Genomic DNA, 17,626 nt, shown 5'->3' with positions numbered 1-17,626 from the left:
GTTTTCATCCCTCGGCGCAGCAGCCATAAGGCGATGGGGCCCATCCGCCCCATGCCGCAGGTTGAGGAAAACGCATGTCGAAGAAAACCATCGCCGTTGCCGGGATCGGCTATGTCGGGCTGTCCAACGCCGTGCTGCTGGCGCGCCGCAACACGGTCCGCGCCATCGACATCGATCCGCGCCGCTGCGAGATGCTGAACGCCCGCCAATGCCCGATCGTGGATGCCGAGATGGCCCGCTATCTGGCCGAGGAAAAGCTGGACCTGATCGCGACGACCGATCCTGCCACCGCCTATGAGGGCGCCGATTTCGTCATCGTGGCCACGCCCACGGACTATGACCCGGTCACGAATTTCTTCGATACGTCCAGCGTTGAGACGGTGATCCGCACCGTCATGCAGTACGCGCCGCAGGCCGTGATCGTCGTCAAGTCGACGGTGCCGGTTGGCTTCACGCTGGACGTCTCGCGCAGGCTGGGTTGCGACCAGGTGATCTTCAGCCCGGAATTCCTGCGCGAGGGCCGCGCGCTGCATGACAACCTGCACCCCTCGCGCATCGTGGTGGGCGAGAACAGCCCCCGCGGGCAGGCCTTCGCCCAGCTTCTGGCCGATGCGGCGCTGGACCGCGACGTGCCGGTCCTGCTGACCGGCCCGACCGAAGCCGAGGCGATCAAGCTGTTCGCCAACACCTATCTTGCGCTGCGCGTGGCCTATTTCAACGAACTGGACAGCTATGCCCTGACGCATGGCCTGGACAGCCGCCAGATCATCGAGGGGGTGGGCCTCGATCCGCGCATCGGCAGCCATTACAACAACCCCTCGTTCGGCTATGGCGGCTATTGCCTGCCCAAGGACAGCAAGCAATTGCTGGCCAATTACCGCAACGTGCCCCAGAATCTGATCGCCGCCGTGGTCGAGGCCAACCGCACCCGCAAGGATGTCATCGCCGACGACATCCTGTCGCGCAGCCCCCGCACCGTCGGCATCCACCGGCTGGTGATGAAGGCGGGCTCGGACAATTTCCGCCACAGCGCCGTGCAGGGGATCATGAAGCGGCTCAAGGCCAAGGGGGTCGAGGTGATCGTCTACGAACCCGCCATGGCCGAGGACCGCTTCTTCGGATCGCGCGTGGTGCGCGATCTGGACGCCTTCCGGCAAGAGGCCGACATCATCGTGGCAAACCGGCTGGGCGCGGAGCTGGAAAGCGTGCGCGACAAGGTCTATACCCGCGACCTCTTCGGCGCCGACTGAGCGCGTCACTCCTCCAGCGCGAAGGCCACGATGTAATCGCCCGGCTCGGTCATCAGCCGTTCGTGCCCGGTGGCGGTGATCACGACATATTGCCGTCCGTCGATCTGGTAGCTCATGGGCGAGGCCTGCCCGCCCGCGGGCAGCCGCCCCTGCCACAGCAGCCGGCCGGTTTCGGTCTCGTAGGCGCGCAGCCAATTGTCCTGCGAGGCCGCGACGAAGGTCAGCCCCGTCGCCGTGACCAGCGGGCCGCCGATATTCGCCGTGCCGATGGGCAGCTTCAGATAGGTCGGCAGCGCCAGCGGCCCGGTGTCGAACCCGGTGCCGAGTGGCTTCTGCCAGACGATCTGGCCGTTATCCAGATCGGTCGCCACGATGAAGCCCCAGGGCGGCGCGATGCAGGGCACGTCCAGCACCGACAGCCAGATCGGCCGATCCACCCCGTAGGGTGAAAAGTAATGCGGCGCCACCTCCTGATCGGGGCGGGCGCCGCCCATGCCAACGGGCAGGTCCGCCACCTGGTCGCGCGGCACCATCACGACCTTGTTCGGCAGGCGCGAATGGTTCGAGATCACGATGTTGCGGTCGCGGTCCAGCCCGATGCCGCCCCAGTTCGGACCGCCGATCGTGCCGGGAAACAGCAGCATCCCGCCGGGATCGTCGGTCGGCGGGGTATACATCCCCTCGTACCGCATGCGCTGGAATTCCAGCCGGCACATGACCGCATCCAGCGGCGTCATGCCAAAGGCGTGGCGCGCGTCCAGTTCCTCGGGTTCGGGGCCGGGCAGCCCCGAGATGTTGGCGTAATGCACCGATTGCGGCTGCGCCTCGCTGACCCAGTCGCCGGGCAGCGCGCCCTGCGGGGCGGGCGTCATGCGGATGTCGGTCAGCGGCTCGCCCGTCGCGGCGTCGAAGACGAACAGCGACCCGGTCTTGGTCGCCTGAATGACCGCGCGCGTGGTTTGCCCGGCCACGGTGACGTCGCCGACGACCGGCTGCGCGCCGATATCATAATCCCACAGGTCGTGGATGACGGTAGCGAAATCCCAGACCGTCTCTCCGGTCTCCAGATCGATGGCGACCACGGCCGAGGTGAAACGGTCCTCCTCTGATGTGCGGGTGCCGCCCCAATGGTCATTGGCGGAATTGCCGGTGCCGACATAGACCAGCCCCGCCTGAGGATCGCCCGAAATGACGTTCCACACATTCGGCGTGCCGCGCGGATAGACCTCGCCCTCGGCCAAAGGCTCTTGCGCCTGTCCCTGACGCAGCGCGTCCCAGGCCCAGAGCAGATCGCCCGTCGCCGCATCATAGGCGCGCACGACCCCCGAGGGCGCGTCGCGGCGCTGGTTGTCGCTGACCTGCTGGCCCACGATCAGCGCATCCCCCACCAGTGCCGGACCCGAGGTGGACGAGGCCAGCCCCGTCTCCTGAATCCCCATGCCGATCGTCAGATCGACAATGCCGTTCTCGCCGAAATCCTCGCAGACCGCGCCGCTGGCCGCGTCCAGCCCATAGAGCCGCCCGTCCACCACGGCGACATGCACGCGCGCGGCGCAGGGGCCGGTCGCACCGGGCAGCGTGTAATGCGCGACCGTCCGGCACGCGGCCGAGAACAGCGATTCCATGTGCCGGGGATCGACGCCCGGATCGAAGCGCCACAGCACCTGCCCCGTCGCGGGGTCCAGCGCCAGAACCTGATTGCTGGGCGTGCAGGTGAACAGGCGCCCGTCGACAAGGATGGGCGTGTTCTGCGCCGAATAATAGACCCGGTCGTTGGGCGGCAGATCGCCCGTCTGCACGCGCCAGACCTCGGTCAGCCGGGCGACGTTCTGCGGGGTGATCTGGCTGGCGGGCGTGAAGGCATGGCCATGGGCGCTGCCGGCATGGGCCGGCCAGTCGCCCGGGCCGTTCAGCCCTTCGGGGACAGGGCGCGGCGCGATCTCGGCCAGATCCGAGGGGCCGACCGTGCGCTCCCAGTAGAATGCGATCAGTCCGATGGCGACCAGCCCGGCCGCGACGGTCGCCCCCGCCGTCAGCCGCAGCAGGCCCGGCGCGCGCAGGGGGCGGGGCGTGCCTGCCGCCGCGACCAGGGCCGACAGGAAAAACAGCGCCGCGATTACGCCGATCCGTGCGCCGAAATCCGCGCCCCAGCCCGGCAGGAAGCCCTTGCCCCAGATTTCCCAGAACGACCACAGCATCGTGGCCAGCAGGACACAGGCCTGGACCGGCACCGACAGCCGCGTCAGCCCCGCAACCTGCGCCACCCCCGCGATCAGCAGGCCCAGCCCCGCCAGCAGGTAATACCAGCTGCCCCCCTCCCAGACGAGCAGGCCGCCGAACCAGGCCGTCGCCCCGCCAAGCGCCATCAGGATCAGCCCCAGAAGCCCCAGGACGATCCGCGCCCAGAGCCGCAGATGCGGGATTGCGGCGGCTGTGCGGGCGGATGGCGGCATGGGAAACCTCGTTTTCACGGTCTTGTGCGCAGATGTGAGGAAACGCGGCCTTGCGAACGGGGTTCCGGGTCTTTTTTGCCGACATCGCCGGAAAAAGCGCGCGAGGGGTGCACCAGAACCCGCGACGGCGCCGTTGATTTAAGTTAAACTGACCTGTGACAGACGAGGTAGCGATGACAGCAGGTGATGACGAGACCGACAAGCGGGTCGACGAGGCGATCGAGGCCCTGCGCAAGGGTGTCGAGGCCGAGCCGCTGACCCCCGAAAGCCGCGCGCTGGCCGAGGAACTGGCCCGCAAGCTGGCCGAGGCATCGCCCAAGCCGGGGCGCGCGACCGGCTGAGCGGTTGCGCCCTGGCGGCTTGTCTGCCAGCCTGCCCCTGTCCGCCCCATAGCGGTCTTCCCGACCAGAAGGAGTGCGCCGCCATGACCCTGGCTTCCGAACAGCTCGACCAGATTGAGGGCCGTCTCATGGCCCATCGCAGGCTTCTTGCGCAGATGCTGGCGGCGATGCCCGACACGCAGCGCAGGCAGATGCTCGACTGGCTGGATGCGCGGTCCGTCATGCGCGACGGGCAGGAGGATCCCGGCGCCGTTCCCACCGACGGCATGGCCGAGGCGATGGCGGTGGCCGACGAATATCGCGCGATCGCCGATCTGGTCGCGCCGCTTCCGGATGCAGCACGCCCCTGAACGGGACGGCGCCGGCCGTGCCCCGGTGGACAGAATCGCCCTGACGGATTAGAAGCCGCGCATCAATCCAGCAGGGACAGGCCCGCAAGCATGACGACGCAGCACTTCCAGGGACAAGGTCGGATCGCGAAATTCGCCCTCGGCCAGGTGGTCCGGCATCGCGAGCGCCCGTTCCGGGGCGTGATCTTCGACGTCGATCCGCACTTCGCCAATACCGAGGAATGGTACGAATCCATCCCCGAGGAATCGCGCCCCGACAAGGATCAGCCCTTCTATCATCTCTATGCCGAGACCGAGGCGACCTACTACGTGGCCTACGTGTCCGAGCAGAATCTCGAGCCCGATCCCTCGGGCGAGCCGATCGACCATCCCGAGCTGGGCGACCTGTTCGGAGAATTCGAGGACGGGCGCTATTTCCTGATGGCTCCGATCAACTGAACCCTATCCGGCAAAGCCGCCGGGCGGGATGCGGAAGGCCAGGAAATTCCGCCTGCCCTCGCGGTAATAGCACAATTCCTGCGTCAGATCCTGGATCAGATACCAGCCGAACCCGCCCTCGGGCAGATCCTCGCTGCCGATCTGCGGCAGGTCGCGCGGCAGCAGGCATTCGGCGGGCAGCGATGCGCCGTCATCGCTGAGCGCGCAGGCCAGCCCGCCATCATGGCCGACCACCCACAGATGGACCAGCGGCGGGCGCACGATCTGGCCCGGCGCGACGTGATCTCCCGCATGTTCGGCGATGTTGTTCATCACCTCGGCCAGGACCAGCTCCAGCCGGCCGAGCGTGTCGCCGCCCACCTCGTCGCGAAAGCGCGCGCGCACCGCGCCAAGCGCGTCGCGCACCGTTTCCGGTGTCGCCTTCAGGATGCGATGGAACATCGGCAGGCTCTGCGCCGAGGGCCGATTGTCCACGCCGGCATTCTGCCGTTCTTCGCGGTTCATTGACGCTTTACCTCCTCCGGGATGGCGGAGCGGATGTCGAAGACGCTGTCCATCCGGGTCAGCCGGAAGACTCGTTCGACATTCGGGGTGACGGCCTGCAGGACCAGCGGCAGGCGTTCGGACAGCGCCTTGCGCACCGCGATCACGGCGCCCAGGCCGGAACTGTCCATGAAATCGACATTGTGCAGATCCAGATGCACGGGCTTGCTCGCCTTGGTCACGATGGCCCGAAGCTTGTCCTTGAACTGCGTGGCGATGGCGGCGTCGATCCGCGTCTCGCCCACCGTGATCAGCAGGTGGCTTCCGGTATCCTCGACGACGAATTGCATAGGCGTTTCCTTCTGCGTTCCCGATCACCCGTATAGACGCCAAAGGTTAGCATCCGGTAATCGGGGAACCGGACCGCAAGGGGGAGAATGATGACAATGCGAGAGATCTACATCAACGGAGCCGCGCGGACGCCCATGGGAGGCCTGCAGGGGGCGCTGTCACCGATGCCCGCCCCGGCGCTGGGGGGCGTGGCGATCGCGGCGGCTCTGGCGCGGGCGGGGGTGGCGCCCGAGGGGGTCGATGCGCTGCTGATGGGCTGCGTCCTGCCCGCCGGTCAGGGTCAGGCGCCCGCGCGTCAGGCCGGCTTTGCGGCGGGGCTGCCGCAAGGCGTGCCGGCCACCACGCTGAACAAGATGTGCGGCTCAGGGATGCAGGCGGTGATGATGGCCGCCGACGCGATCGCGGCGGGCAGCGCAGACCGGATCGTCGCCGGCGGAATGGAGAGCATGTCGAATGCGCCCTATCTGCTGCCCAAGATGCGCGCGGGGGCGCGGCTGGGCCACGGGCAGGTGATCGACCACATGTTCCTGGACGGACTTGAGGACGCCTATGACAAGGGTCGCCTGATGGGCACCTTCGCCGAGGATTGCGCCGCCGAATTCGCCTTTTCCCGGCAGGCGCAGGACGATTACGCCCTTGCCAGCCTGACCCGCGCGCAGGAGGCCATCGCCTCGGGCGCCTTTGCCGACGAGATCGCGCCGGTCACGGTGGCGGGCCGGGGCGGCGAGACCGTCATCGACACCGACGAGCAGCCCGGACTGGCGCGCCCCGACAAGATCCCGCATCTGAAACCGGCCTTCCGCAAGGACGGCACCGTGACGGCGGCCAACAGCTCGTCCATCTCGGACGGGGCGGCGGCGCTGGTGATCAGTGCCGATCCCGCAGGCGCCATCGCGCGCCTTGTCGGCCATGCCAGCCACGCGCAGGCGCCGGGCGCGTTTCCGACCGCGCCGGTCCCGGCGGCCGAAAAGCTGCTGGCCCGCATCGGCTGGAGCAAAGACGAGGTCGATCTGTGGGAGGTGAACGAGGCCTTTGCCGTCGTCCCGATGGCGTTCATGGCGCGGATGGGCCTGCCCCATGACCGGGTGAACGTGAATGGCGGGGCCTGCGCCCTGGGCCATCCGATCGGTGCCTCGGGCGCACGGATCATCGTGACGCTGATCCATGCGCTGAAGGCGCGCGGCCTCAGGCGCGGGGTCGCCGCCATCTGCATCGGCGGCGGCGAGGGCACGGCGGTCGCGGTCGAGCTGACCTGAACCTGCCCGCGAAACAGGCAGACGCGCGGCAGGCCAAGGCCCCTGCGCGTCGCCCCCCCGCGGATTTGCGAAGCGAATGGGCAAATCCCCGGCCTCTCCTGTGGACTTCCCCGGAGCGCTTGCAGATCATCGACCTGTCAGCAGGCCAAAGGCCGCGGCAGCAGGACCGACCGGGGGGATGTGATGAGTTACTATAACGAGATGTTCGACGGCGACGCGGTGCGCGAACCCTATGCCCGGTTGCGCGACTGGGTGGACACGATGCCCGCCGATTTCCGCCAGATGAAGCAGGCCGAGGCCGAGGCGCTGTTCCGTCGCATCGGCATCACTTTCGCCGTCTATGGCGAGGGCGGCGATCCCGACCGGCTGATCCCCTTTGACATGATGCCCCGCGTCTTCGAACAGGCCGAATGGCGTCGTCTGGAACGCGGCATCAAGCAGCGCGCGCGTGCGCTGAACGCCTTTCTGCGTGACGTCTATGGCCGGGGCGAGATCGTCCGCGCGGGCCGCATCCCCGCCCGGCTGGTCTATCAGAACGACGCCTATGAAAAGGGTGTGGTCGGCGTCGTTCCGCCGCGCGGCGTCTATTCGCACATCATCGGCATCGATCTCGTCCGCACCGCCAAGGACGAGTTCTACGTGCTCGAGGACAATTGCCGCACGCCCTCGGGCGTCAGCTACATGCTGGAGAACCGCGAGATCATGATGCGGATGTTCCCGCAGCTGTTCCGCGGCAACCGGATCGAGCCGGTGGACCAGTATCCCGAACTGCTGCGCCGCACGCTGGAATCGGTCGCGCCCGCCAAGTGCAGCGAGCGGCCGACATGCGTGATCCTGACGCCGGGGCACTACAACAGCGCCTATTACGAACATAGCTTTCTGGCGAACCTGATGGGGGTCGAGCTGGTCGAGGGGCAGGACCTGTTCGTGGATGGGGAATTCTGCTACATGCGGACCACGACCGGTCCGCGTCGGGTGGACGTGATCTATCGCCGGATCGACGATCCCTTCCTCGACCCCTTGTGCTTCCGGCCCGATTCCATGCTGGGCATTCCGGGGCTGATGGATGTCTACCGCTCGGGCGGTGTCTCGATCTGCTCGGCGCCGGGCGCGGGGGTTGCCGACGACAAGGCGATCTACACCTTCGTCCCCGAGATGGTGCGCTTCTATCTGGGCGAGGAGCCGATCCTGAACAACGTTCAGACCTGGACGCTGTGGAAGGATGACGATTACCGCTATGTGATGGAACATCTGCCCGAACTGGTGGTCAAGGAGGTGCACGGCTCGGGCGGCTACGGGATGCTGGTCGGTCCGAAATCCACCGCCGCCGAGATCGAGGCCTTCCGCAGGAAGATCGAGGCCAATCCCTCGAACTACATCGCCCAGCCGACCCTGGCCCTGTCCACCTGCCCGACCTTCGTCGAAGAGGGGATCGCGCCGCGCCATGTCGATCTGCGTCCCTTCTGCCTGTGCGGAGACCGGATCGAACTGGTGCCGGGCGGGCTGACGCGGGTGGCGCTGCGCGAGGGCAGTCTTGTGGTGAACTCGTCGCAGGGCGGCGGGGTCAAGGACACCTGGGTCCTGTCGGAATGAGAGGGGGAACGACCATGCTGAGCCGCACCGCCTCGAACCTGTTCTGGATGGGCCGCAATCTGGAACGCGCCGAAACCGCCGCGCGCCTGCTGGATGTGGGTCAGCGCATCACGCTGCTGCCCAATACCGAGCTGGGCTATCAGAACGAATGGAACTCGCTGCTGCAGGCATCGGGGACATCCGACCTGTTCCGGCAGAAATATGGCGAGATCACGCAGGAGAAGATCGAGGAATTCATCTTCTTCGACCATGACAATCCCTCATCCGTGGCAAGCTGCCTTGAACGCGCGCGTGAGGCCGGGCGCATCGTGCGCACGGCGCTGACCAGCCAGGTCTGGGACGCGCTGAACGTCGCCTATCAGGAATTGCGCAAGATCGAGCGCAGGCCGCGATCCTCGCTGGACACGGCCGGGCTGACCGATTTCACCACCAGCCACACCTCGACCGTGCGCGGGGCGATCAATGCGACCCAGCTGCGCAATGACGGCTGGCACTTCATGAATCTGGGCTACAGCATCGAACGCGCCGACGCGACGGCGCGGCTGCTGGACGTGAAGTATTTCGTGCTGCTGCCCCGGATCGAATTCGTGGGCTCGGGGCTGGACAGCTATCAATGGCAGGTGATCCTGCGGGCGCTGTCGGCGCACCGGGCCTATCACTGGGCCTATGGCGGCGACATCACGGCGGCGCAGGTGGCCGATTTCCTGATCCTGAACGGCGAAAGCCCGCGCGCGCTGATCACCTCGCTCTACGAGGCGGTCTGGCACCTCGAGGGGCTGGCGCGCCGCTATGGCGACAGCGTGCCGACCGAAGCCCGCGACAAGGCGCGCGAGGTCCTGACCGCACTGGAATCGCGCAACATCGAGATGATCTTCGACGAGGGGCTGCACGAATTCCTCAGCCGGTTCATCCGCGAGATGGCGACCATCTCGAACCTGGTGCATCAGGATTACCTTATGGGAGGGGTCTGACCATGAAGCTGCGGATTTCGCACGAGACGGTCTATCGCTACGACCAGCCGATCCGGAACCTGGTGCAGAGCCTGCGCCTGACGCCCTCGGTCTATGAGGGGCAGCGCACCCATGACTGGCAGATCCAGGTCTCGGGCGGGGTGCGCGGGCCGGGCTTCCGCGACGGGGCGGGCGACTGGATCGAGGGCTGGACCGTGCGCGGCCCCGTCACCGAGGTGACGGTGCATATCGAGGGCCGCATCGATACGCGCGACACGGCGGGCGTGCTGCGCGGCCACCGCGAGCTGATCAACCCGCTGACCTATCTGCGCGCCAGCACGGTCACAGCGCCCGATGCCAGCCTGCGGGCGCTTGCGGCCGAGGCCGGCGCAGGGGCGCAGGACCAGCTTGACCTGGCGCACCGCCTGTCACGCGCGGTCGGCGGCGCCATCGCCTTTCGCCCGGGCGTGACCGAGGCCCGCACCACGGCGGCCGAGGCGCTGGCCTTGGGCGAAGGCGTCTGCCAGGACCACACCCATGCGCTGATCGCGCTGGCCCGCCTGTCGGACCTGCCCGCGCGATATGTCTCGGGTTATCTGCATTCGACCATCGACGGCGAGCCGCATGACGCGGCCCATGCCTGGGCCGAGATCTTCGTCGAGGGGCTGGGCTGGGTCGGGTTCGACGCGGCCAACAGCTGCTGCCCTGACGAACGCTATGTGCGGCTGGGATCGGGTCTCGACGCCTCGGACGCCGCCCCGATCCGGGGGGTGGCGCTCGGCAACGGCGCAGAGGAACTGGCCGTCGCCGTCCATGTCGAGGAACTGCCGCAGTAGCGCCGGGCCGCGAGGGGCGCAGGGGGGGCGCTGCCCCCCGGCCCGTTCCGGGCCTCCCCCCGGGATATTTGGACCAAGGCAAAGGGGTTGCTGTTTTTTTGGTCAACCTGCTGAACTCGCTTTGGCTCGCCGATTGCACGGGGCAGAGGTGCAGCCTAGTGTCGGGCGGTGCTTTTACGGGAAGACCTGCCGATGACCTATTGCGTCGGATTGAAACTGGATGCGGGCCTCGTCCTGCTGTCGGATACGCGGACGAATGCCGGGCTGGACAACATCTCGTGCTATCGCAAGATGTTCTTCTTCGAGGAACCGGGCGAGCGGATCATCACCATCATGACTGCAGGCTCGCTGTCGGTCACGCAGACCACGATCGCCCGTCTCGAAGAGGCTATCAATGACGAGATGGCCGACGAGACGACCTCGATCATGCGCGCACCCACCATGCTGCGCGCCGCGACCATCATCGGCGACACGCTCTGCCGGACGCGGCGCGAGATCGCCGAGCAATGCCGCGACCTCAAGCAGCAGGCCTCGGCCAGCATGATCGTGGCAGGCCAGCGGCGCGGCGGCGACATGCGCCTGTTCCTGATCTACCCGGAAGGCAATTTCATTGAGGCGACCGAGGACACGCCCTTTCTTCAGATCGGCGAACACAAATACGGCAAGCCGATCCTCGACCGCGTCGTGACGCCGGCGACCAGTCTGGCCGATGCGCAGAAGGCCGTCCTATTGTCGATGGATTCGACGCTGCGGTCGAACCTGTCGGTGGGCATGCCCCTCGATCTGGCCCTGATCGAACGCGACCAGTTCCGGCTGGGCCTCCGGCGCCGCATTCTCGACGGTGATCCGGATTTCGCCCGGATGAGCGCCGCCTGGTCGGCCGCATTGCGCGACAGCTTCGGCAAGGTCACGATCTGAGCCTGCCCCTTTGCCTTGGTCCAAATATCCCGGGGGGAGGCCCGGAACGGGCCGGGGGGCAGCGCCCCCCTCGCACCGCTTGACCCAAGGTCAACGCTTGCCGATTGAGCCGGCCACCTTGTCGCGCTAAGCAGGCCGGGATCTCAGGGGGACCAGCAGATGACAGACCGGACGCCGCGCAGCAATCGGATCACGCCCGAAGAGGCCTTGGCCTATCACATGGAGCCGCGGCCCGGGAAATACGACATTGTCGCCTCCACGCCCATGGCCACGCAGCGCGACCTGTCGCTGGCCTATTCGCCGGGCGTTGCCGTGCCGGTCGAGGCGATCGCGGCACGTCCCGAGACCGCCTATGATTACACGACCAAGGGCAACATGGTCGCCGTCATCTCGAACGGGACCGCGATCCTCGGCTTGGGCAATCTGGGCGCCCTCGCCTCGAAACCGGTGATGGAGGGCAAGGCGGTGCTGTTTAAGCGCTTCGCCGACGTCAATGCCATCGACATCGAGCTGGACACCGAGGACCCGGATGAGATCATCAACGCCGTCCGGCTGATGGGCCCGACCTTCGGCGGCATCAACCTCGAGGACATCAAGGCCCCCGAGTGCTTCATCATCGAGAGCCGTCTGAAAGAGCTCATGGACATCCCCGTTTTCCATGATGACCAGCATGGCACCGCCGTGATCTGCGCCGCAGGTCTGCTGAACGCGCTGGAGCTGTCGGGAAAGCGGATCGAGGATGTCCGCATCGTGCTGAACGGCGCGGGTGCGGCGGGGATCGCCTGTCTGGAACTGCTGAAATCCATGGGCGCGCGGCATGAGAACTGCATCATGTGCGACACCAAGGGCGTCATCTGGCAGGGCCGCACCGAGGGCATGAACCAGTGGAAATCGGCTCATGCCGTCGTGACCGAGGCGCGCTCGCTCGAGGATGCGATGAAGGGCGCGGATGTGTTTCTGGGCGTCAGCGCCAAGGGCGCGGTGACGCAGGCGATGGTCGCCAGCATGGCCGACAATCCGGTGATCTTCGCCATGGCCAATCCCGACCCCGAGATCACCCCCGAGGATGCCCACGCCGTGCGCCCCGACGCCATCGTCGCCACCGGCCGCAGCGATTACCCAAACCAGGTGAACAACGTCCTGGGCTTTCCCTACCTGTTCCGCGGCGCGCTGGACATCCATGCCCGCGCCATCAACGACGAGATGAAGATCGCCTGCGCCCGCGCCCTGGCCGAACTGGCCCGCGAGGATGTGCCTGACGAGGTGGCCGTCGCCTATGGCCGCAAGCTGCGTTTCGGCCGGGACTACATCATCCCCACGCCCTTTGACCCGCGGTTGATCCATGTGATCCCGCCCGCCGTCGCCAAGGCGGGGATGGAGACCGGCGTCGCGCGCCGTCCGATCATCGACATGGAGGGCTATGTCCAGTCGCTGCGGTCGCGCATGGACCCGACCGCCACGATCCTGCAGGGCATCCATGCCCGCGCGCGTCAGGCTCAGGCGCGGATGATCTTTGCCGAGGGCGATGATCCGCGCGTCCTGCGGGCCGCCGTGTCCTGGACGCGGACCGGGATGGGGCAGGCGCTGGTCGTCGGCCGCGAGGCCGAGGTCAAGGCCGAGCTGGAGGCCTTGGGCCTGGGCGATGCTTGGCGCGAGATCACGGTGGTCAATGCCGCCAACAGCCGCCATCTGGATGCCTATCACGACTTTCTCTACCAGCGGCTTCAGCGTAAGGGCGTGGATCGCGAGGACGCCTTCAAGCTGGCCAATCGCGACCGCCACATCTTTGCCGCGCTGATGCTGGCGCATGGCCATGGCGACGGTCTGGTGACCGGGGCCACGCGAAAAAGCGCGCCAGTTCTGGCGCAGATCGGCCATGTCTTTGACGTGCGCCCGCAGGACGGCACCGTCGGCATCACTGCCGTGCTGCACCGGGGGCGGATCGTGCTGATCGGCGACACGCTGGTCCACGAATGGCCCGAAGCCGAGGATCTGGCCGACATCGCCACGCGCGGCGCGGATGTGGCCCGCAGCCTGGGGCTCGAGCCTCGGGTCGCGTTTCTGTCGTTTTCGAATTTCGGCTATCCCGTCAGCGAGCGCGCCACCAAGATGGCGCAGGCCGCGCATGTGCTGGATGCCCGGCGCGTGGATTTCGAGTATGAGGGCGAGATGACCGTGGATGTCGCCCTGAACCGCGAGGCCGCCGCGCGCTATCCGTTCAGCCGCCTGACCGGGCCCGCCAATGTGCTGGTCGTGCCGGCGAGGCATTCGGCCTCGATCTCGGTCAAGCTGATGCAGGAGATGGCGGGGGCGACCGTGGTGGGGCCGATCCTGACCGGCGTGCCGCGTCCGATCCAGATCTGTTCGACCAGCTCGACCGTCAGCGACATCCTGAACATGGCCGCGATCGCCGCGGGCGGGCTGACCACCGCGCGCTGAGAGAGGGCGGCGGGGGGCGCTGCCCCCCGTCCCCGTGCCGGGGACTCCCCCCGGGGTATTTTCGCAACGAAGAAGTCAGGCGCGGCGGTCGAACTGGCGTTGTCTTTCGCGGAAGCGGGCGCGGTCGTCGGGACCGTATTCCGCGGCGCAACGATGACAGGACACGCCCTCTTCGTATTCGGGGCGGGCGCGATCCTCGGGAGCGAGCGGGCGGCGGCAGGCATGGCAGAGACCGTGGCGGCCCTGAGCCAGACCGTGGGTCAGGCTGACTCGCTGGTCGAAGACGAAGCATTCGCCCTGCCACAGGCTGTCGGTCTGCGGCACCTCCTCGAGATATTTGAGGATGCCGCCCTGCAGGTGATAGACCGCGTCCACGCCTTGGGAGATCAGGAAGTTCGTCGACTTCTCGCAGCGGATGCCGCCGGTGCAGAACATCGCGATGCGTTTACCCCGCAAGCGCTCGGCGTTCCGCGCCCACCATTCGGGAAAGTCGCGGAAGCTTTTGGTGCCGGGGTCGATGGCGCCCCGAAAGCTGCCGATCTGGACCTCGTAATCGTTGCGGGTGTCGATCACCGCCACGTCGGGGGCCTGGATCAGCGCGTTCCAGTCGCCGGGCGCGACGTAATTGCCGGTCGCGGCGACAGGGTCGACATCGGGCTGGCCCATCGTCACGATCTCGCGCTTCAGGCGGACCTTCATGCGCCCGAAGGGCGGGGTCTCTGCAGTGCTCTCCTTCCAGACCAGAGCCGCGCAGCCGGGCAGGGCGCGGATATGGGCCAGGGCCGCGTCTATTCCCGCGCGCGAACCGGCGATGGTGCCGTTGATCCCCTCGGGCGCCAGAAGCAGCGTCCCGCAGAGGCCCTGTGCCCGGCACAGGGCCAGCAGCGGACCGCGCAGGGCTGCAGGGTCATCGAATCGGGTGAAGTGATAGAGTGCGGCGACGACGAGCATGGGCGCGGCCTATCCTTCCGCCGGGTGGCTGGCAAGCCTGACACCCTGCCTGTGGCGGACGGGTGCCTGCGTATCGTGCAAAACCGTCTGCCGCAGAGGATATTGTCACGGGGCCTTGACCATCGCGCGATCAGGTCGTTCAACTGCGTCCGGTCTTTCCCCAAGCAGGAGCAGCCCTTGTCCCACGCGTTGATTGTGGTTGATGTCCAGATCGACTTTTGTCCGGGCGGTGCGCTGGCCGTCCCCGCAGGAGACGAGGTCGTTGCCCCGATAAACCGGATGATGGGCGATTACGACACCGTCATCCTGACACAGGATTGGCACCCGGCCGAGCATTCCAGCTTTGCCGACAATTTCCGACCCGGCCCGGGTGATCCCGCAGGCAGCGGGGCGCCGTTCTCGTTGACGACGATGGATTACGGCCCGCAGGTCCTGTGGCCGCGCCATTGCGTGCAGGGCAGCCGGGGTGCGAAGCTGCATCCCGATCTGGACCAGAGCCGGGCCGAACTGATCCTGCGCAAGGGGTTCAGACCCGCGATCGACAGCTATTCGGCCTTTTTCGAGAATGACAGGCTGACGCCGACCGGGCTGCACGGCTATCTGCGCGAGCGCGGGATCACCCATCTGACCTTTGTCGGACTGGCCCATGATTTCTGCGTGGCCTACAGCGCCATCGATGCCGCGCGGCTGGGTTATGACACGCGGATCGTCGAATCCGCCTGCCGCGCCATCGACCTGAACGGCAGTCTTGCCGATGCGCGCGACCGGATGTGGCAGGCGGGCGTGGCCCTCTTCTGACATCTTGCGGCCCGGATGCATTAGGGGCACCAAGGACGGGCCGGAAAGGGGGCCAGGATGGTCGACATCGCCACGCGCGTCTATAACCACAAGTGGAAGATCGATCCGATCGTCCGGTCCCTGATCGATACGGACTTCTACAAGCTCCTGATGTGCCAGTCGATTTTCCGCAACAAGCCGGATACGACCGTCACCTTCAGCCTGATCAACCGCAGCCGCGACATCCGCCTGGCCGAATTGATCGACGAGGGCGAGCTGCGCGAGCAGCTGGACCATGTGCGCGGCCTGTCGCTGACGCGCGGCGAAAGCACCTGGCTGCGCGGCAACACCTTCTATGGCAAGCGGCAGATGTTCCGGCCGGATTTCATGGCCTTTCTCGAGGGGCTGCGCCTGCCCGCCTATCATCTGGAACGCCATGACGGCCAGTATCGGCTGACCTTCGAGGGGCCTTGGCCGCAGGTGATGCTGTGGGAGATCCCGGCCCTGGCGATCCTGATGGAGCTTCGTTCGCGCGCCGTTCTGGGCGATATGGGCCGATTCGAGCTGCAGGTCCTCTATGCCCGCGCCATGACCCGCCTGTGGGAGAAGATCGAGGCCCTGCGCGCCCTGCCCGACCTTCGGATCGCCGATTTCGGCACGCGGCGGCGGCACAGCTTCCTGTGGCAGGACTGGGCCGTCCAGGCCATGATCGAGGGGTTGGGCAACCGCTTCACGGGCACCTCGAACTGCCTGATCGCGCAGCGCCGCGACATCGAGGCGATCGGCACCAACGCCCATGAACTGCCCATGGTCCATGCCGCGCTGGCCAATGACGACGACGCGCTGCGCCGCGCGCCCTATGACGTTCTGGCCGACTGGCAGGAGGAACACGACGGCAATCTGCGGATCATCCTGCCCGACACATACGGCACGGCGGGTTTTCTGGCGGGCGCCCCGGACTGGCTGGCGGGCTGGACGGGGATGCGGATCGACAGCGGCCAGCCCGAGGCGGGGGCCGAGGCCGCGATCCGCTGGTGGCAGGAGCGGGGCGAGGATCCCCGCGACAAGCTGGTGATCTTCTCGGACGGGCTGGACGTGGACCGCATCATCGCCCTGCATCGGCGGTTCCACGGGCGGGTCAAGGTCAGCTTCGGTTGGGGCACCCTGTTGACCAACGACTTCCGGGGGCTGGTCCGGGGCGATGGTTTGGCGCCGTTCAGCCTGGTCTGCAAGGCCGTGGCGGCGAATGGCCGCCCCACGGTCAAGCTGTCGGACAATCCCGAAAAGGCCACAGGCCCTGCCGACCAGATCGCGCGATACAAGCGCGTCTTCGGCGTGGGCGAGCAGCAGCCCCAGAAGGTGCTGGTCTAGCGCGCGGGCGCGCAGGCTCGTTCGTGGCCTCACGCGGCCTGGGCCGGGCGGACGGCGCAGGAAAAGGCCAGGAAGCGGCCATCCGCATTGCCCACCAGATCGCCGAGCGGACGTGGCGTCCAGCCCAGCCGGCTGGCCATCCGCAGGAAGGCCGGCGGCCCGAGGAACAGGCATTCCGAGGCGCCCACCTCGTGCAGGTGCCGGTTCGCGGCCTCGAGGATCCGCTCGGCCAGTCCCGGCACCGGCAGGGCGGCGAAGCGCGTCAGCTCCCATGCCCGGCGGTCCACGGGCGGCTCGTCATGGCACAGATTGCGCGGCATGCCGGGCAGCAGGCCCAGATGGGCGTCGCGGATCATGTAGGAATAGACGACCTTGCCGCCGCCGAAACTGTGATCGGTGCGCTTCAGCCGCGCGCCGCCCACGGCCCGCCCGGCCTGGTGCGCGATCACATAGGCGGTGTCGAATGTGTCATATTGCTCGAACTCGATCCCGTCGGCGTGGTGCAGCGGCCAGGACATGCGGTCGACGAAGATCTGCTTTCGCAGCCGGAAGAAGCTGGCGACAAGGTCGAAGCGGTGCATGTCGCGCGGCAGGACGACAACCTCGACCGCGACGGGGCTGTCGGTCTCGCTCATTGGCGCATCCCCTCGGGCAGACGCGCCAGCCCCAGGAACTGGCGCCCGCCGGTCACGTGGTTGGGCAGCCACAGCCCCCAGGGGGTGACCTCGACCTTGAGGACGCCGTCCTCGGCATAGGCATCGAAATAGGTCAGCATCGTCTCGACCATGTCGCGGCTGAACTCGGCCGTCGCCAGCCGCGGTTCGCGGATTTCCTTCACCATCGGTTTTCCTTTCCTGTCTAACCGGGAT

The 17,626-nt window shown here is 67.1% G+C and carries 18 protein-coding genes; 12 read left to right on the top strand and 6 right to left on the bottom strand.

Annotated elements, in window-relative coordinates; all coding sequences use genetic code 11:
* Positions 1 to 74: 74 nt before the first annotated feature.
* The gene (locus QAR72_RS14295; RefSeq protein WP_304618055.1) at positions 75 to 1,250 is read left to right on the top strand and encodes a nucleotide sugar dehydrogenase; all 1,176 of its coding nucleotides are present in this window, start codon (positions 75 to 77) and stop codon (positions 1,248 to 1,250) included.
* 5 nt (positions 1,251 to 1,255) lie between these two features.
* Here the strand turns inward: QAR72_RS14295 and QAR72_RS14290 are convergent, their stop codons facing one another.
* On the bottom strand, positions 1,256 to 3,703 hold the full coding sequence (locus QAR72_RS14290) for a pyrroloquinoline quinone-dependent dehydrogenase (RefSeq protein WP_304618054.1): 2,448 nt from the start codon (positions 3,701 to 3,703) through the stop codon (positions 1,256 to 1,258).
* A gap of 173 nt (positions 3,704 to 3,876) precedes the next feature.
* Between QAR72_RS14290 and QAR72_RS14285 the strand changes: the two genes are divergently transcribed.
* From QAR72_RS14285 to hspQ, 3 genes are all read left to right on the top strand, one after another.
* Positions 3,877 to 4,044, top strand: coding sequence for a hypothetical protein (locus QAR72_RS14285; RefSeq protein WP_304618053.1), 168 nt, complete (start codon positions 3,877 to 3,879; stop codon positions 4,042 to 4,044).
* An 83-nt stretch (positions 4,045 to 4,127) separates the two neighbouring features.
* Positions 4,128 to 4,394: a hypothetical protein gene (locus tag QAR72_RS14280; protein WP_304618052.1), complete on the top strand. Its 267-nt coding sequence runs from the start codon at positions 4,128 to 4,130 to the stop codon at positions 4,392 to 4,394.
* A gap of 90 nt (positions 4,395 to 4,484) precedes the next feature.
* A complete protein-coding gene (hspQ, locus tag QAR72_RS14275; RefSeq protein WP_304618051.1) occupies positions 4,485 to 4,832 on the top strand; it encodes a heat shock protein HspQ in 348 nt (115 codons plus the stop codon).
* Positions 4,833 to 4,835: 3 nt separating this feature from the next.
* Here the strand turns inward: hspQ and QAR72_RS14270 are convergent, their stop codons facing one another.
* Together QAR72_RS14270 and QAR72_RS14265 are read right to left on the bottom strand one after the other, a co-directional pair.
* Positions 4,836 to 5,336, bottom strand: a complete 501-nt coding sequence (locus QAR72_RS14270; protein ID WP_304618050.1) for an ATP-binding protein — start codon at positions 5,334 to 5,336, stop codon at positions 4,836 to 4,838.
* Positions 5,333 to 5,665: an STAS domain-containing protein gene (locus QAR72_RS14265; RefSeq protein ID WP_304618049.1), complete on the bottom strand. Its 333-nt coding sequence runs from the start codon at positions 5,663 to 5,665 to the stop codon at positions 5,333 to 5,335. The genes QAR72_RS14270 and QAR72_RS14265 overlap by 4 nt, the downstream gene beginning before the upstream one ends.
* A 96-nt stretch (positions 5,666 to 5,761) precedes the next feature.
* On the opposite strand from QAR72_RS14265, the gene QAR72_RS14260 reads away from it, so the two are divergent.
* The 6 genes from QAR72_RS14260 (at position 5,762) to QAR72_RS14235 (ending at position 13,658) form a co-directional block, all read left to right on the top strand.
* Entirely contained in the window at positions 5,762 to 6,922 is a 1,161-nt protein-coding gene (locus QAR72_RS14260; protein WP_304618056.1) for an acetyl-CoA C-acyltransferase, read from the top strand.
* 183 nt (positions 6,923 to 7,105) lie between these two features.
* A complete protein-coding gene (locus QAR72_RS14255; RefSeq protein ID WP_304618048.1) occupies positions 7,106 to 8,515 on the top strand; it encodes a circularly permuted type 2 ATP-grasp protein in 1,410 nt (469 codons plus the stop codon).
* Positions 8,516 to 8,529: 14 nt separating this feature from the next.
* Positions 8,530 to 9,486 (top strand): alpha-E domain-containing protein, encoded by a 957-nt coding sequence (locus tag QAR72_RS14250; RefSeq protein ID WP_304618047.1) that lies wholly within the window; start codon positions 8,530 to 8,532, stop codon positions 9,484 to 9,486.
* 2 nt (positions 9,487 to 9,488) lie between these two features.
* Positions 9,489 to 10,301 carry a transglutaminase family protein gene (locus tag QAR72_RS14245; protein WP_304618046.1) on the top strand — a complete coding sequence of 271 codons (813 nt, stop codon included), beginning with the start codon at positions 9,489 to 9,491 and terminating at the stop codon, positions 10,299 to 10,301.
* Positions 10,302 to 10,493: 192 nt separating this feature from the next.
* Positions 10,494 to 11,219 carry a proteasome-type protease gene (locus QAR72_RS14240; RefSeq protein ID WP_304618045.1) on the top strand — a complete coding sequence of 242 codons (726 nt, stop codon included), beginning with the start codon at positions 10,494 to 10,496 and terminating at the stop codon, positions 11,217 to 11,219.
* Positions 11,220 to 11,378: 159 nt separating this feature from the next.
* Complete coding sequence (locus QAR72_RS14235; RefSeq protein ID WP_304618044.1) at positions 11,379 to 13,658, top strand: NADP-dependent malic enzyme; 2,280 nt, start codon at positions 11,379 to 11,381, stop codon at positions 13,656 to 13,658.
* A 75-nt stretch (positions 13,659 to 13,733) separates the two neighbouring features.
* Here the strand turns inward: QAR72_RS14235 and trhO are convergent, their stop codons facing one another.
* On the bottom strand, positions 13,734 to 14,609 hold the full coding sequence (gene trhO / locus QAR72_RS14230) for an oxygen-dependent tRNA uridine(34) hydroxylase TrhO (protein WP_304618043.1): 876 nt from the start codon (positions 14,607 to 14,609) through the stop codon (positions 13,734 to 13,736).
* Between the two features lie 177 nt (positions 14,610 to 14,786).
* Here trhO and pncA point away from each other — a divergent pair, with 177 nt between their 5' ends.
* Both pncA and pncB read left to right on the top strand, forming a co-directional pair.
* Positions 14,787 to 15,407, top strand: coding sequence for a bifunctional nicotinamidase/pyrazinamidase (gene pncA / locus QAR72_RS14225; protein WP_304618042.1), 621 nt, complete (start codon positions 14,787 to 14,789; stop codon positions 15,405 to 15,407).
* Positions 15,408 to 15,464: 57 nt separating this feature from the next.
* Positions 15,465 to 16,757, top strand: coding sequence for a nicotinate phosphoribosyltransferase (gene pncB, locus QAR72_RS14220; RefSeq protein WP_304618041.1), 1,293 nt, complete (start codon positions 15,465 to 15,467; stop codon positions 16,755 to 16,757).
* A gap of 29 nt (positions 16,758 to 16,786) precedes the next feature.
* Here pncB and QAR72_RS14215 read toward each other — a convergent pair whose 3' ends face one another.
* Together QAR72_RS14215 and QAR72_RS14210 are read right to left on the bottom strand one after the other, a co-directional pair.
* Positions 16,787 to 17,392, bottom strand: coding sequence for an acyl-homoserine-lactone synthase (locus tag QAR72_RS14215; RefSeq protein ID WP_304618040.1), 606 nt, complete (start codon positions 17,390 to 17,392; stop codon positions 16,787 to 16,789).
* Positions 17,389 to 17,598 (bottom strand): hypothetical protein, encoded by a 210-nt coding sequence (locus QAR72_RS14210; protein WP_304618039.1) that lies wholly within the window; start codon positions 17,596 to 17,598, stop codon positions 17,389 to 17,391. The genes QAR72_RS14215 and QAR72_RS14210 overlap by 4 nt, the downstream gene beginning before the upstream one ends.
* Positions 17,599 to 17,626: the final 28 nt, after the last annotated feature.

The sequence above is a fragment of the Paracoccus sp. (in: a-proteobacteria) genome, from assembly GCF_030604785.1.
In the GTDB taxonomy this organism is placed as follows: domain Bacteria; phylum Pseudomonadota; class Alphaproteobacteria; order Rhodobacterales; family Rhodobacteraceae; genus Paracoccus.
This window is presented reverse-complemented; position numbering and strand designations above follow the sequence as displayed.

Bases quoted from the DNA above. Each gene is read 5' to 3' on its own strand.
- hspQ (WP_304618051.1), top strand. From the start codon at position 4,485: ATGACGACGCAGCACTTCCAGGGACAAGGTCGGATCGCGAAATTCGCC.
- QAR72_RS14255 (WP_304618048.1), top strand. From the start codon at position 7,106: ATGAGTTACTATAACGAGATGTTCGACGGCGACGCGGTGCGCGAACCC.
- QAR72_RS14250 (WP_304618047.1), top strand. From the start codon at position 8,530: ATGCTGAGCCGCACCGCCTCGAACCTGTTCTGGATGGGCCGCAATCTG.
- QAR72_RS14240 (WP_304618045.1), top strand. From the start codon at position 10,494: ATGACCTATTGCGTCGGATTGAAACTGGATGCGGGCCTCGTCCTGCTG.
- trhO (WP_304618043.1), bottom strand. From the start codon at position 14,609: ATGCTCGTCGTCGCCGCACTCTATCACTTCACCCGATTCGATGACCCT.
- QAR72_RS14280 (WP_304618052.1), top strand. From the start codon at position 4,128: ATGACCCTGGCTTCCGAACAGCTCGACCAGATTGAGGGCCGTCTCATG.
- QAR72_RS14265 (WP_304618049.1), bottom strand. From the start codon at position 5,665: ATGCAATTCGTCGTCGAGGATACCGGAAGCCACCTGCTGATCACGGTG.
- QAR72_RS14270 (WP_304618050.1), bottom strand. From the start codon at position 5,336: ATGAACCGCGAAGAACGGCAGAATGCCGGCGTGGACAATCGGCCCTCG.
- QAR72_RS14295 (WP_304618055.1), top strand. From the start codon at position 75: ATGTCGAAGAAAACCATCGCCGTTGCCGGGATCGGCTATGTCGGGCTG.
- QAR72_RS14215 (WP_304618040.1), bottom strand. From the start codon at position 17,392: ATGAGCGAGACCGACAGCCCCGTCGCGGTCGAGGTTGTCGTCCTGCCG.
- QAR72_RS14260 (WP_304618056.1), top strand. From the start codon at position 5,762: ATGCGAGAGATCTACATCAACGGAGCCGCGCGGACGCCCATGGGAGGC.
- QAR72_RS14235 (WP_304618044.1), top strand. From the start codon at position 11,379: ATGACAGACCGGACGCCGCGCAGCAATCGGATCACGCCCGAAGAGGCC.
- QAR72_RS14285 (WP_304618053.1), top strand. From the start codon at position 3,877: ATGACAGCAGGTGATGACGAGACCGACAAGCGGGTCGACGAGGCGATC.
- pncB (WP_304618041.1), top strand. From the start codon at position 15,465: ATGGTCGACATCGCCACGCGCGTCTATAACCACAAGTGGAAGATCGAT.
- QAR72_RS14245 (WP_304618046.1), top strand. From the start codon at position 9,489: ATGAAGCTGCGGATTTCGCACGAGACGGTCTATCGCTACGACCAGCCG.
- QAR72_RS14210 (WP_304618039.1), bottom strand. From the start codon at position 17,598: ATGGTGAAGGAAATCCGCGAACCGCGGCTGGCGACGGCCGAGTTCAGC.
- QAR72_RS14290 (WP_304618054.1), bottom strand. From the start codon at position 3,703: ATGCCGCCATCCGCCCGCACAGCCGCCGCAATCCCGCATCTGCGGCTC.